10 protein-coding genes are annotated in these 12,415 nt (G+C 60.8%); 7 read left to right on the forward strand and 3 right to left on the reverse strand.

Annotated features, from left to right (window positions below; translation table 11 throughout):
- Positions 1 to 161 precede the first annotated feature (161 nt).
- Both ACILSO_RS23090 and ACILSO_RS23095 read left to right on the forward strand, forming a co-directional pair.
- Positions 162 to 1,370, forward strand: coding sequence for a saccharopine dehydrogenase family protein (locus tag ACILSO_RS23090; protein ID WP_395739832.1), 1,209 nt, complete (start codon positions 162 to 164; stop codon positions 1,368 to 1,370).
- Between the two features lie 81 nt (positions 1,371 to 1,451).
- Positions 1,452 to 2,096: a hypothetical protein gene (locus ACILSO_RS23095; RefSeq protein WP_395739833.1), complete on the forward strand. Its 645-nt coding sequence runs from the start codon at positions 1,452 to 1,454 to the stop codon at positions 2,094 to 2,096.
- A gap of 16 nt (positions 2,097 to 2,112) precedes the next feature.
- On the opposite strand, the gene ACILSO_RS23100 is transcribed toward ACILSO_RS23095, so the two are convergent.
- Positions 2,113 to 3,894, reverse strand: a complete 1,782-nt coding sequence (locus ACILSO_RS23100; protein WP_395739834.1) for a PP2C family protein-serine/threonine phosphatase — start codon at positions 3,892 to 3,894, stop codon at positions 2,113 to 2,115.
- Between the two features lie 268 nt (positions 3,895 to 4,162).
- Here ACILSO_RS23100 and ACILSO_RS23105 point away from each other — a divergent pair, with 268 nt between their 5' ends.
- Positions 4,163 to 5,176 (forward strand): hypothetical protein, encoded by a 1,014-nt coding sequence (locus ACILSO_RS23105; RefSeq protein WP_395739835.1) that lies wholly within the window; start codon positions 4,163 to 4,165, stop codon positions 5,174 to 5,176.
- Positions 5,177 to 5,247: 71 nt separating this feature from the next.
- On the opposite strand, the gene ACILSO_RS23110 is transcribed toward ACILSO_RS23105, so the two are convergent.
- Both ACILSO_RS23110 and ACILSO_RS23115 read right to left on the reverse strand, forming a co-directional pair.
- Complete coding sequence (locus ACILSO_RS23110; RefSeq protein WP_395739836.1) at positions 5,248 to 5,880, reverse strand: hypothetical protein; 633 nt, start codon at positions 5,878 to 5,880, stop codon at positions 5,248 to 5,250.
- A 195-nt stretch (positions 5,881 to 6,075) separates the two neighbouring features.
- Positions 6,076 to 7,965, reverse strand: coding sequence for a threonine--tRNA ligase (locus tag ACILSO_RS23115; RefSeq protein ID WP_395739837.1), 1,890 nt, complete (start codon positions 7,963 to 7,965; stop codon positions 6,076 to 6,078).
- Between the two features lie 205 nt (positions 7,966 to 8,170).
- Between ACILSO_RS23115 and ACILSO_RS23120 the strand changes: the two genes are divergently transcribed.
- From ACILSO_RS23120 to ACILSO_RS23135, 4 genes are read left to right on the forward strand one after another with little or no spacing between them, the layout of a single operon-like run.
- Positions 8,171 to 9,412: a NupC/NupG family nucleoside CNT transporter gene (locus tag ACILSO_RS23120; RefSeq protein ID WP_395739838.1), complete on the forward strand. Its 1,242-nt coding sequence runs from the start codon at positions 8,171 to 8,173 to the stop codon at positions 9,410 to 9,412.
- Positions 9,413 to 9,424: 12 nt separating this feature from the next.
- Positions 9,425 to 10,099 carry an ATP-binding cassette domain-containing protein gene (locus ACILSO_RS23125; RefSeq protein ID WP_395739839.1) on the forward strand — a complete coding sequence of 225 codons (675 nt, stop codon included), beginning with the start codon at positions 9,425 to 9,427 and terminating at the stop codon, positions 10,097 to 10,099.
- Positions 10,096 to 11,262 (forward strand): FtsX-like permease family protein, encoded by a 1,167-nt coding sequence (locus ACILSO_RS23130; protein ID WP_395739840.1) that lies wholly within the window; start codon positions 10,096 to 10,098, stop codon positions 11,260 to 11,262. The genes ACILSO_RS23125 and ACILSO_RS23130 overlap by 4 nt, the downstream gene beginning before the upstream one ends.
- Before the next feature lie 33 nt (positions 11,263 to 11,295).
- Complete coding sequence (locus ACILSO_RS23135) at positions 11,296 to 12,360, forward strand: class I SAM-dependent methyltransferase (RefSeq protein ID WP_395739841.1); 1,065 nt, start codon at positions 11,296 to 11,298, stop codon at positions 12,358 to 12,360.
- Positions 12,361 to 12,415: the final 55 nt, after the last annotated feature.

Consider the following 12,415-nt stretch of genomic DNA (forward strand, 5'->3'; position numbering starts at 1 on the left):
CTGCGGTGCGCTGCGTTTCCCAAGCCGGGACTTGGCAAGTCCCGCTCCTTGTTCATCTGCCATTCTCATTCATTTCCGTCGCTTGCATTCCCCCCATGCCTGCTACACTCGACCTCCCGCCCGTTTTGGCGGCAGTTGTTCCATTTTCCCTTTCCCCAATCATGTCCCACAGAGTCCTCATCATCGGAGCCGGCGGCGTTGGCCGCGTTGTTGTTCATAAATGTGCCCAGCTTCCCGACGTGTTCGGTGAGATCATGCTGGCCAGCCGCACGAAGTCGAAGTGCGATGGCATCGCTGCGGAACTGAAGCGCCCGATTCAGACGGCAGCGGTGGATGCGGACAATGTGCCGGAACTGGTGACGCTGCTGAAGAGCTTCAAGCCGGAGGTGGTGATCAATGTGGCGCTGCCGTATCAGGACCTCACGATCATGGATGCCTGCCTTGAGGCCGGGGTGCACTACATCGACACGGCCAACTACGAACCGCGCGATGTGGCGAAGTTTGAATACCACTGGCAGTGGGCCTATCAGGACAAGTTCAAGAAAGCAGGACTGACCGCGCTGCTGGGCTGCGGCTTTGATCCGGGCGTGACGAATGTGTACACCGCCTACGCGATGAAGCACCACTTCTCGAAGATCGACACGCTGGACATCCTGGACTGCAACGCGGGCGATCACGGCAAAGCCTTTGCCACCAATTTCAACCCTGAGATCAACCTGCGTGAAGTGACCGCGAATGGCCGCTACTGGCAGGATGGCAAGTGGGTGGAGACCAAGCCGCTTGAAATCAAGCGCAGCTTCCCCTTCCCTGACGGCATCGGGCCGAAGAACATCTACTGCCTCTACCACGAGGAGCTGGAGTCGCTGACGAAGCATTTTGATATTGGCCGCGCGCGTTTCTGGATGACCTTCGGCGATGCCTACATCAAGCATATGGAAGTGCTGGTGAACGTGGGCATGACGGGCATCCACCCGGTGAAGCACAAGGGTGTAGACATCATCCCGATCGAATTCCTCAAGACGCTGCTGCCTGAGCCTGGCACCCTCGGCCCCGACACCAAGGGCAAGACCTGCATCGGCAACTGGATCGAGGGACTCGACAAAAACGGCAAGCCGCTGCGCTACTACGTGTACAACATCTGCGACCATCAGGAGTGCTACAAGGAAACGAACAGCCAGGGCGTGAGCTACACCACCGGTGTGCCCGCCATGATCGCCGCGCGCCAGCTTCTGACCAATCCTGCTGAATACCGCCAGCCTGGCGTGTGGAATGTGGAGCAGCTCAATCCGGATCCTTTCATGGCGGACCTGAACGCCTATGGCCTGCCGTGGCTGGAGACGTGGCCGACGGAAAAGCTGCCCGGGGAATAAGACTCCACCAACCGACCAACCCCTGTGAGAAACGGACGAGCAGCATCATGGATCCTGTGTTGTCTCTTGGTCTGTTTCTGCATGGTGGCTGAGGTGGCGGGGCAAACCAAAGTCCCGACCGCTGGCAAAGCGCCACCGCAAGAGCTGGGGTGTATCGATTCCGTAAAAGCGACCGTCGTCATTGACGCCTCGCTTGATTCCGATTTTTTAAGATCGAAGCAGGCGTCCTATCCTTGGTACATTGTTAAGCATGACGATGGCCATTTGGAGGACACGATGAATGGCGGACACCCCAGTCGGAAAGCCGTCCGGAAGATCGAGCACACGTCGAACTGCGTTTCCAATCATCAGGGGGAACACGTGATGAACTCCTGTGATGCGACGCTGATGAGCGGAGGCGGAGTGGAGCTGTCGATCTACGGGGGCCTGCCCGCCTATACGAGCGGGGTGACGGTGAAGATTGATGAAAAGAAACAGTTCACCTGCGACTTCGAGTTCATCTCCGTGGCACCGTTTGCAGGCACAATTCAGTGGAACATCACGCGGAAGACGCTGCGTTTGAAAAAGGATGGCTTCAAGGCTGGTGAGCGGCTGTTTGGGTGGCTGTCGGTGGAGTTTGAAGGAATCCTCACAGCCAACGGCAAGGAGACCCGGCAGAGCTACAAGATCGAGGGTTACATCAAGCCGGTGATCCAGACTGCCGCGGCCGCTGCTCAAGGACGTTGAGCGCTGCAGAGACTCATTACATGGCCACCGCCTGAACGTCCGAGGGCAACTCTTTTGCGGTCTGACCGGTTTCTTTGCCCTGCTTTACAGCGCCGAGAACGGCAGTCACTTCGATGCCAATGATGCAGACATCGTCATCGAAATCGCTGCGCTGCGAGAAGGCCTGGACTTCTGCGAGCACGGACTGGAAGAGGTCGCTTGTGGGGAAATGCAGGCGCTGGTCCACGGCCTTGACCAGATCCTCCTGGGAGTAGAGATCGCCCTCGGCGTCTTCGACTTCAAACAGGCCGTCGGTGAAGAGCATGATGAGGTCTCCAGCGGCCATGCTGGAGCGAGAGGTGGCGAAGGTGGCATCGGCAAAAAGCCCCAATGCCCCTGCCCTGCCGTTTGCCTCAAGGGTCACTGTCTTTCCTTCGTGACGGCGCAAGTGCAGCGGTGACGGATGGCCGGCAATGGCGTATTGAAATTCGCCCTTGGCGGCATCTGCGATGATCATCACGCCCGTGGCATACATCGTGGTGCCTGCTTGTTTTAAGATGGAGTGCAGGCCCTGATTGATCTGCGAGAGCAGGCGGCCGGGATCGGGGTCGGTGCCGCTGTGCTGCTCCAGCAGCGCGCGCATCATGCTGGTGACGAGCGCGGCGCGCACGCCGTGGCCCATGACATCGCAGATGAAAATGCCGACACCGGTTTCCGAGACGGGAAAGACGCTGAAGAAGTCGCCGCTGACCGCACCGGCAGGCTGGTAGAGGGTGAAGAATTTCAGCGCGCTCTCGCCTGCGGAGGCGGAGCGTGGCACGCTGGGAAAACGGTCTGGCAGCAGCGCCAGCTGGAGCTCGCGCGCCATTTTCAGCTCCTCCTCCATCTGCTGGTTCTTGGTGCTCAGCTCCAGCGTGCGCTGGGCGATGCGACGCTCCAGTTCACGGTTGAGAGTTTCCAGGGCGGCCTGCGCGGCATTGCGTTCGCTTTCGGCTTTGTCGATACGGCGGCCCACCATGCGTGCCACCTGGGAGATCACGGCGGTGACGATGAGGATGTACAGGAGCGTGGAGAGCGCAGAAGAGAGTGCGGGGTTCAGCGTCCAGCCGGTGAGGAAGTGCGTGCGCAGCAGCCCCTCCGCCAGCGCCACCAGCACCACGGCAGGCAGGAACCAGCGCAGCAGCATGGCGCGGGTGCTTTCTCCCTGCCAGCTGCGCAGCGGCCAGCACTCGGCGCCGATGGCCGCGATGATGCTGCTGCCCAGCAGGATGAAGGCGGCGGCTGTGGGCAGCGCCACCGGGATGATGGTGCCGCCATAGAGCAGCGGCGTGCCATGCAGATACCCCAGCACCACCACGCCGCTGATGGCCAGCACCACGGCTGCCGCCGGGCCGGCCCAGAAGCGCAGCCGCACCTTCAGCAGCGCAAGTATGGCGATGCAGATGAGCAGGAAATTCAGCGCTGTGATGGGGGACATCCTGCCCGTGCGCACCCGGCCAAACATGGCGGGATCCGCCACCAGCATCTCCTCCAGCCCGAGGCTGACACCGCTGAAGAACTCAAACAGTTTTCCTCCGGCCACGATCGCCACCACGAGCAGCAGCAGTTCGGCAATTGGGCGGCGAAATTTCGGATTCTCGCGCAGGAGCATCACCATGCCCAGCAGCGTGAAGGCCAGCGCCGTGCTCGGCGCCATGGGAATGTAGGTCTCGCGAATGCTGGCCAGCGTCTCCAAACCCGAAACCCAGCCGATCAGCGTGAGCGTTCCAAGCACGCCTGTCATCAAGGCGCACAGAAAGCTGATTCGGCGATAGATCATCTTCATGACTCTACATCGGTGCCAGCAGGTGGTTGGTTGCCAAGGCATGGCAAAAAAACACCGTTGTGCTGAAACACAATGGAAAGTGTGTGGCGGTGGTGGGGACGCGGGGAGGGTCAAGGAGGTCAACGGTCAAGGAGGTCAAGACGGGTGGGGTGTGGGCTTTGTGGGTGACTGGTGTGTTATTCGTGGCTTGCCATGGCTTCGGATTTAAGCTGAAAATGGCGGGATGATCCGGCTCTTGCTTACAGTTTTAATCTTTGGCTGCTTGTTATACTCTCAAGGCTTTGCGGCTGAGGGTTTTGAGACGGAGAACCTGGTGCTGTATCAGCCTGATGACGTCCTGAAGCAGCGGGTGCCTTCGGTGAATGCGCTCGGGGACTACTTCAAAAAGATCGAATCTGAGTGCCAAAATTTCCTGGCCAAAGAAACGGAGGCCTCACGTCTGGTGGTAGTGGTGGCGGTGAAGCCCGGGAAGCAATCGAAGATCTGGTTGATTCCCTCCGCAGCGAAGGCTCCTAAACTCGCTGAGCTGCAGAAGAAACTGGAGGCGCTGCCGGCGATCGATGTCTATGGCGGACCGTTTGCCTTTGCCATCTGTGGCAAGATCGCCGGAGGCAATCCGGCGGCGAAAGCCGAGGACGGCGACGGCCCGCCCATTCCGCAAGAATGGAAGGATGCGGTGAAGGATTCCAAGGAGGGCGTCAGGATCCCGGAAGGTTTTCTGGCAAAGGTCTGGCCTGACCAGCCGGGGTGGACGCCGCCCGCTGACAAACGCCCGAAAGCTCCCACCGAGTTTGTCACGCAGGTGCTGGAACCGCTGGGCGGCAAGATCCAGAAACCCAAAGACTGGCACTACCAGGAAGGCCACCGCAAATCCACCTACATGTGGACGCTCTCGGTCGAGGACAGCGAGAAAGGCCCGTATGTCACAGGAGTGCGCATCCAAGCATTTGTGGGCATTCAGAAAGCAACTGGCAAAACGGCGAAGGAGTTCATTCTGGATTTCATCAAATCCAAGAAGGACAACGCCGCCGTGCGGGTGGTGAGTACCTGCGAGGAGAAGGATCAGGGAATCTTCAGTCGCATGTGCCTGGAGATCGAGGAAGGCCCGAACCACATTCTTTACTCCCTGTTCTGGGGCAATGAAGCGGACATCGCCGTGGTGTCCATCGCCGGCACCAGCGAAGAGCTTTGGCACATCTATGCGCCGACCTTTGACAAGATGAACAAGTTTGAGCTGATGGACATGAAGAGGTTTGAGGAGAAGAAGGAGAAGTGAGGGGGGAGGTTGCGCTCCGCATGCTTTACATCCACTCGAAATCCTGAACTTAACCTGTCGGTCTCATTGACTTATCCATCGGACATCGACACCGACGGGTCGTCAACATCGCAGAATCCTTCGGTCTTCATCCAGGCATCAAGCTTGCGGGCGTGTTCCACGAAGGTGGTGTCGGAGATCAAGGCTTCATTGGCCTCCAAGTGAATCTGGCATCGACGACCTCTAAGCCGGTGCGTCATTTCGACCAAAAGACCCCGATGAGGCTGGAGCAATGCCAGCACCTGATCTGACTCAAATTGTTCTTCGAAATCACCAAACACAGCCATACGCTCGCGAATCCGAGCGAATGGGTATTCCAGTGGGTGTCCAAAAAAAATCGATCTCGTTGATGGGATACTTATGGTTGTGCCAAGGCCATTTGGAACATCCAAAGTTTTCGAGGCACCCACTTCCACAAAGGTGCTCCAGTGCCTGTCGCGGGGATTGGCGGGATCATTTCGTATGCTCCACTCGATGAGTTCTTCCATGGCAAACGGCCTCAGATCCAGGCGCGTGATCTCATCTGGATCATGCCACCAAACATGGAACTCACCCGAATCACTTGAGATAAAGTAATGGTGCCCGTCAGGATCTCCTCCCACCTCAAAACAACGATCAGGTGATTTGATCAGATGACTCCCTGGAATCGAGCGCCATTCTTCCATCGAACCGCGGAGCCTTACAGCTCGATTTATAAGACTCTGTGTCGGAGGAGCGATCCAGCACTCCCCTCGAGCAAATGACATTTGGGACCGAATCCATGGCCGTCCCCCAAGCAGCGAATTCGGGGCCGAGAATGAACCGAAATCCTGACCTGGGGAACTTAAGCTATGGAAACGCATGGGCGAAAGATTGGAGCCTTACAGCCTCCGCTCCTTCACCTCACTCGTGACCTCCGCGATGAAGTCATCGATGGCCTTCACGCCAAGATCACCCTTCTTGCTGTGGCGGACGGCGACGCTTTGGGCAGCGGCTTCCTTCTCGCCGAGGACGAGCATGTAGGGGATGCGGTCGAGCTGGGCGAGGCGGATCTTGGCGCCGATTTTGTCGGCGTCGTTGTTGAGGGTCACGCGCAGGCCGGCGTCCTTGAGCTTGGCGTACACCTCGTCGGCGAAGGCGTCCACCTTCTCGCTGATGGTGAGGATGCGCACCTGCTCGGGGGCGAGCCACGTGGGGAAATGACCCGCGAAGTGCTCGATGAGCACGCCGCAGAAACGCTCCATGCTGCCGAAGGGCGCGCGGTGGATCATGACCGGGCGGTGCGGCTTGTTGTCCGCGCCGTTGTAGGTGAGGTCAAAGCGCACGGGCAGCACGTAGTCCACCTGGACGGTGCCGAGCTGCCATTCGCGTCCGATGACATCCTTGATGACGAAGTCGATCTTCGGGCCGTAGAAGGCGGCTTCGCCCGGCTCTTCGGTGAAAGGCACGCCGAGAGTGGCGGCGGCGGTGCGGCAGGCTTCTTCGGCGGCGTCCCACTTGGCGGAGTCGCCGGTGAATTTGCTGCTGTCGGGATCGCGCAGGCCCACGCGCACGCGGTAGTCGTGCATGCCGAGGGTGTTGAGCACGATCTTCACGAGGCTGAGGCAGCCGAGCACTTCCTTGGCCACCTGCTCCTCGGTGCAGAAGAGGTGCGCGTCATCCTGCGTGAAGCGCACGGGCAGGTCCCTGTAGCTGCGCGGCTGGCTGTCGTAGATTTTGATGTGATGCGGGCAGTTCATCGGCTTCAGCAGGAAGCCGTCGAGAAGCTGGTCGTCCGGCATCACGCGGTCCTCGGGCACCACTTCCTTGCCGGCACGCTCATTGAGCTGCTGACGCAGGCGGGAGGAGACGGCACCGAGGCGCTCCATGACCTCGCAGCAGCCGCAGCCTTCCTTGATCACCTTGGCGAGATCGTCGTTTTCAATAACGGGCGCAAACTGGCTTTCCTTGTAGTAAGGGAAGTGGCCGCTGGTTTTGTAGAGAACGGTCTTGCCGATGTGCGGCGTGAAGACCTGGCTGTAGCCCTGCTTGCGCAGCTCTTCGCTGATGAAATTTTGCAGCTCCTGGCGCAGGATGGCGCCGTTCGGCGTCCAGAGAATGAGGCCCTGCCCCACGTCTTCGTCGATGTGGAAGAGCTTCAATTCTTTGCCCACTTTGCGGTGGTCGCGCTTCTTCGCCTCTTCGAGCTGCTCGAGGTGCTTGGCGAGTTCTTCGCTGGTTGGGAAGGCGGTGCCGTAGAGGCGCTGAAGCTGCGGCTTCGTCTCATCGCCCATGTAGAAGGCGCTGGCGACGGACATGATCTTGACGTTTTTGCACTTGCCGCTGTAGCCCACGTGCGGGCCGGCGCAGAGGTCGATGAAGTCGCCGTTCTGGAAGGTGGAGATCTGCTCGCCTTCAGGAATCTTTTCCAGCAGGTCGAGTTTGAACACGCTGGGATTTCCCGGGCGCTCCGTCAGACCGCCGAGGCGGCCGGACTTGGCCATCGCGATGGCTTCGTCACGGGTGACGCCCTTCCATTCAAATTTCTGGTTCTCCTTCGAGATCTTCTTCATCTCCGCCTCGATCTTCTCGAAGTCATCCGGCGTGATGCGGTGGTCTGGGAGGTCGAAGTCGTAGTAGAAGCCGTTTTCCACCGGAGGCCCGTAGGCAAACTGGGCGTTGGGCCACAGGCGCAGGATGGCGGTGGCCATCACGTGGGCACAGGAGTGGCGCAGGCGGTCGATGTCAGACATCTGAGCGCGTTCTTCGAGGGTCTTGCGGGCTTCGGACATGGTTGTAAGTAGGGCCGTGTCCATGCCTCAGGACGCGACGAGATTCAAGGTGATAACGAAGGGGAAAACGGAGCCGCCGGGACACGGCAGAGAGATGAATCGCCCTTTTGAGCTCCTCTGGGCTGCTTTCCTGCTCGCCCTGCCTGCCGTGCACATTCCAGATTGCATGCAAAACTTCATCGCTTAAACCCGTCACTTTCTCCTCATGTCCCGTCTCATCTGTCTTCTCGGTCTGCTGGTGTTTGTGGCGCTGGCCTGGGCGCTTTCTGAAAAGCGCCGGCTGTTTCCGTGGCGCGTGGTGCTAACAGGGCTGGGGCTGCAACTGGCCTTCGGCGCACTGATTCTCCGCACGAAGTGGGGGCATGATGCGTTTGCGCTGCTGGACAGGGTCTTCCGCCGTCTGCTGAGTTTTGGCGATGAAGGCATAGCGCTGGTCTTTGGGCCGCTGGGGACGCCTGCAAAACTCTCCGGGGCCTTTGGCCCGGGCAGCGGCTTCATCCTCGCACTGACGATCACGGGCAGCATCATTTTGGTCTCGGCGCTGTCATCGCTGCTGTATCACTATGGAATTCTGCAAATGGTTGTGAAGGCCACTGCCTGGGTGATGCGGCGCGTCATGCGCACCAGCGGCAGCGAAACGCTGGCCGCCGCGGCGAATATCTTCATGGGACAGACGGAGGCTCCGCTGGTCATCAAGCCCTACCTCCTGCGCATGACGCGCAGCGAACTGCTCTGCCTGATGGTCGGCGGCATGGCTACCATCGCAGGTGGGGTGCTGGCGGCGTATGTGTCGTTCGGCATTTCCGCGGGGCATCTGCTCACGGCCTCCGTGATCAGCGCTCCGGCGGCGCTGATGATGTCGAAAATCCTGATCCCCGAAACCGAAGAGAGCGAAACCGCGCATGGGGCGAACAAGCCCATCGAACGTGAGACCGCGAATGGCATCGATGCCCTCTGCCTGGGCGCGAGCGATGGCATGAAGCTGGCCATCAACGTGATCGCCATGCTCATCGCCTTTGTGGCGGTGGTGGCGCTGTTCAATTACATGCTCTCGCTCGGTCTGCGCGCGTTTGGCCAAAACATCCCGCAGCCTTTGCAGCTGGCGCTCGGCTGGCTCAATGCGCCCTGTGCGTGGCTGATGGGTGTGCCGTGGAGCGAATGCGGCCAGGTGGGCGCGCTGCTAGGTGAGCGCGTGGTGCTGAATGAATTCATCGCCTACCTGCACCTCAGCCAGCAGGGTGGCACGCTCTCGCCGCGCACGGTGGAAGTGATCACCTACGCGCTCTGCGGCTTTGCCAATTTCGGTAGCATCGCCATCCAGATCGGCGGCATCGGTGCGCTGGTGCCGGAGCGGCGGGCGGAGCTGGCGCAGCTCGGCATGAAGTCCATGCTGGGCGGGCTTCTGTCCTGCTATTGCACCGCTTGTGTCGCAGGATTGCTGCTTTAAGAGTGCCCCAGCATGCCAGCAACCACCGGCCTTCAAGTCTCCGACCTCCGCTTTGCCTATTCCTCGGCAGAGGGTTTTCGCGTGCATCTGCCGCAGCTGGAGCTGGCCCCGGGCAAGTCGCTGGCGCTGGCGGGGCCCAGCGGAGCGGGCAAGTCCACACTGCTGCGTCTGCTGACGGGCCTGCTGACTCCTGGGTCCGGCACAGTGAGCCTGGGCACGGCACAGCTGCACAGCATGGCCGCGGAGGCACGACGCGCCTTCCGTCTGCAGCATATCGGCCTGGTGTTTCAGGATTTCGCCCTGCTCGACTATCTCACCGTCGCTGAGAACATCCTGCTCCCGCATCAGTTCCGGGGTGATGTGGGCACTCCTGCCCGCACGAAGATGCTCGATCTCACCCAGCGCCTGCACATCGACCGCTATCTCGACAAGCGTGTCTCGCAGCTCTCGCAGGGCGAGCGCCAGCGCGTGGCCGTGGCGCGTGCGCTGGTGCATGCGCCGCAGTTTGTCTTTGCCGATGAACCCACCGCCTCGCTCGACCCCGCACGCGGGCGCATCGTGGTGGACATGCTGCTGGAGGATACGCGGCAGCGCGGTGCCTGCCTGGTGATGGTGACGCATGATCCCAGCCTGCTGCCGCTCTTTGATCAAACCCTGCGCATGGAGGACCTGGCCACCACATCATGAGAGCGGCTTTTCACCTCGCGGCGCGCTATGTGCTGCGGCATCGCATTCAGAGTGCGCTGCTGGCCGGGGCGCTGGGCCTCGTCTTTGCGCTGCCGCTTTGCCTGCGGGTGCTGATCCAGCATGCGCAGCAGGAGCTGCGCGCCCGGGCCGCCTCCACGCCACAGATCATCGGCACGCGAGGCAGCGCGCTCGACCTCATGATGACGGCGCTGTACTTCAAGCGTGAGAACCTCCTGCCTCTGCCCATGCGCGCTCTGACGGAGCAGCGGCACAATCTGGGTGCGACGGCCATACCGCTGCACGTGCGCTACCAGGCGCAGGGCGCGCCGATCGTGGGCACGGAGCTGGAGTATTTTCCCTTTCGCGGGCTGCACCTCGCGTCGGGCAAACAGCTCAGCCGCCTGGGCGACTGCGTGGTGGGAGCCACGCTGGCCAGACGGCGCGGACTGCAGCCGGGCGGCCATGTTTTCTCCTCTCCCGAGCAGGCCTTTGACATGGCAGGGGTGTATCCGCTGAAGATGCGCGTCACCGGCATCCTCACCGCCAACGGCACGCCGGATGACGAGGCGCTCTTTGTGGATCTCAAAACGGCGTGGCTGATCGAAGGCCGCTCCCATGGCCATGACGATCTGCAAAAAGATCAGGCCGTGGTGCTGAAAAAAGAGGAGGGCAACATCGTGGGCAATGCCGCCGTGCGCATGTTTAATGAAGTCACGGATGCGAACATCGCCTCCTTCCACTTTCATGGCGACGTCTCGACCTACCCCATCAGCGCCGTGATCCTGCTGCCGAAGGATGCGAAAGCCGAAGCCCTGCTGGCGGGCCAGTTTGCACGGTCCAAGGAGCAGCAGCTCATCCGCCCGCGCGATGAGATGGAGGCGCTGCTCACGCAGCTGGTGCGCCTGGAGGGCTTCGCCGCCAGCGCGCTGCTGCTCACCGCGACCGCCGCGCTGTTTGTGACAGCGCTCGTCTTTGCGCTCTCCTTCCGCCTGCGACAGCGTGAGTTTTCCACGCTTGAAGCCGTGGGCGTCTCACGCATGTCCCTGCTTACCGTCAAAGTGCTCGAAGTCCTCATCGTCGGCCTCGTGGCGGCGGGAATTGGACTGATGATGCTCGCCTTCTCCACCTATGCCGCGCCGCATCTGCTGCGGTGGGCGCTTTGACACGACACACCTTCACCGTTTTTTTGCCCCTTAATGTCCTACCCCATCGACGCACTCATCTACGCCCTGGACGTCAATCCTGAAATCAACACGGACGGGAGGGTGCTCTTTCTGCGAGCGCAGGAGCACCCTGCCCTGCAGCACTTTGAGGGCCGCCTCGTCTGCCAGCAGACCTGGAAGCCGCGGGCCAATCTGCTTCAGGCCGCCGGACACCGCGTGGAGCGCGAGGTCAACGGGCTTTTCAATCTGGTACTCGTGCTGCCAGATCCGCAGCGCGACCTAATGGTGGCCGATCTCGCCCGGGGGCATGACCACCTCGCGCCGGAAGGCATTCTCATGGCAGCCGTGCACAATGACGCCGGCGCCAAGCGCTGCGAGCAGTACCTGCGTGAAGTCTCCGGACACATCGACTCCCTTTCCAAGCACCACAGCCGTGTCTTCTGGGCCACCAAGGAAGACGGCAAACCGTGGAAGGCCGACATTCTCGAACGCTGGCGCCAAGGGGCCGCCATGCGCCGCATTTTGGAAGGGCGTTTCTGGTCGCGCCCCGGACTCTTCAACTGGGACCGCATCGATGAAGGCTCCGCCCTGCTCGCGCAGCATCTGCCAGCGACCATCGCCGGAAACGTGGCCGACTTCGGCTGCGGCTGGGGCTTCCTGAGCGATCACCTGCTGCGGCACTGCCACGACATTGACAGTCTCGACATCTACGATGCCGACGCCGACTGCTTTGAGTGCGCCCGGCGAAATCTCGGCCTCGTCCCCACGCGGGTGAAGGCGCAGCCGCACTGGCAGGACATCACCACCGGCTTTGAGCGCACCAAATTTGACGCCGTGATCATGAATCCCCCGTTTCATGAGGGCAAGGAGGCGGATCCCCTCATCGGCCTCAAATTCATCGCCGCTGCCGCCCAGTCCCTGCGCCCTGGAGGGCAGCTCTGGCTGGTGGCCAACCGCCAGCTTCCGTATGAAAACCTCCTGGCCGAAACCTTTGCGCAAACGGAGAAGGTCATCGAGACCGGCGGCTTCAAAGTTCTGCATGCCCAAAACCCCATCGTCCAGCCCACGTACAGCCGCCGCGGCAAGCGCCGCCGCTGAGGTTTGAAGCGGAAGAATTTAAATAGAAGGAACAAAGCGTTTGCAAAGCGTTAGG

The sequence above is a fragment of the Prosthecobacter sp. genome (assembly GCF_044226605.1).
Lineage (GTDB): Bacteria > Verrucomicrobiota > Verrucomicrobiia > Verrucomicrobiales > Verrucomicrobiaceae > Prosthecobacter.

What these genes read in the sequence shown, in the direction of transcription:
- ACILSO_RS23090 (WP_395739832.1), top strand. Translation starts at nt 162, where the DNA reads ATGTCCCACAGAGTCCTCATCATCGGAGCCGGCGGCGTTGGCCGCGTT.
- ACILSO_RS23095 (WP_395739833.1), top strand. Translation starts at nt 1,452, where the DNA reads ATGGTGGCTGAGGTGGCGGGGCAAACCAAAGTCCCGACCGCTGGCAAA.
- ACILSO_RS23100 (WP_395739834.1), bottom strand. Translation starts at nt 3,894, where the DNA reads ATGATCTATCGCCGAATCAGCTTTCTGTGCGCCTTGATGACAGGCGTG.
- ACILSO_RS23110 (WP_395739836.1), bottom strand. Translation starts at nt 5,880, where the DNA reads ATGGAAGAATGGCGCTCGATTCCAGGGAGTCATCTGATCAAATCACCT.
- ACILSO_RS23115 (WP_395739837.1), bottom strand. Translation starts at nt 7,965, where the DNA reads ATGTCCGAAGCCCGCAAGACCCTCGAAGAACGCGCTCAGATGTCTGAC.
- ACILSO_RS23120 (WP_395739838.1), top strand. Translation starts at nt 8,171, where the DNA reads ATGTCCCGTCTCATCTGTCTTCTCGGTCTGCTGGTGTTTGTGGCGCTG.
- ACILSO_RS23125 (WP_395739839.1), top strand. Translation starts at nt 9,425, where the DNA reads ATGCCAGCAACCACCGGCCTTCAAGTCTCCGACCTCCGCTTTGCCTAT.
- ACILSO_RS23130 (WP_395739840.1), top strand. Translation starts at nt 10,096, where the DNA reads ATGAGAGCGGCTTTTCACCTCGCGGCGCGCTATGTGCTGCGGCATCGC.
- ACILSO_RS23135 (WP_395739841.1), top strand. Translation starts at nt 11,296, where the DNA reads ATGTCCTACCCCATCGACGCACTCATCTACGCCCTGGACGTCAATCCT.